A 501-nucleotide genomic window follows, 5' to 3' on the forward strand; every position below is an offset into this window, starting at 1 on the left:
GGTCTGGTATGCATTGCTGATGAAGAAGATTCTTGCCGCCTCAATCCTTGCTGGAGCGCTATTGGTTTCGGCCTGCAACTCCTCTTCGGGAGGTGCCCCTGTGGCAACTGGCGAATCAGTAACCAGCGGTCCGCTGCAGTCGAGCTTCGGCACACCTGTCGACGTGATGGCGGCGGGCGGCGAGAAGTTGGGCACTGTCACGTTCCTTGAAATCGAGAATGACCCCAAGTGCACAAAACGCTACGGCCCGATCACTGACCCCAAAGGCATGTTCGTCGCCGTGAAGATGCAGGTTTCAACCACCCCGAGCCATGATGAGTACAAATTCATGCGCACAACGGGGCGAGACTTCTCTGAGATCACACCTGCCGGCATCACCAAGAGCGCAGACTCAAATGAATACAACTGCCTTGAAGACAGGGATGATTTCGGCAGTCCATTTCAGGCGTCAAGCACGTATGAGGGCTGGGTTCTGCTGGATGTCTCAGATCCCGGATCTAA

At 55.5% G+C, this 501-nt stretch carries 1 protein-coding gene; it reads left to right on the plus strand.

Going from position 1 to position 501, the window contains the following annotated elements; all coding sequences use genetic code 11:
• Positions 1–19: 19 nt before the first annotated feature.
• The coding region (locus tag M1L53_RS34795; RefSeq protein WP_261949535.1) for a hypothetical protein at positions 20–501 on the plus strand (482 nt) is incomplete at its 3' end.

Source organism: Rhodococcus sp. T9N (genome assembly GCF_024436645.1).
Lineage (GTDB): Bacteria > Actinomycetota > Actinomycetes > Mycobacteriales > Mycobacteriaceae > Rhodococcus_F > Rhodococcus_F qingshengii.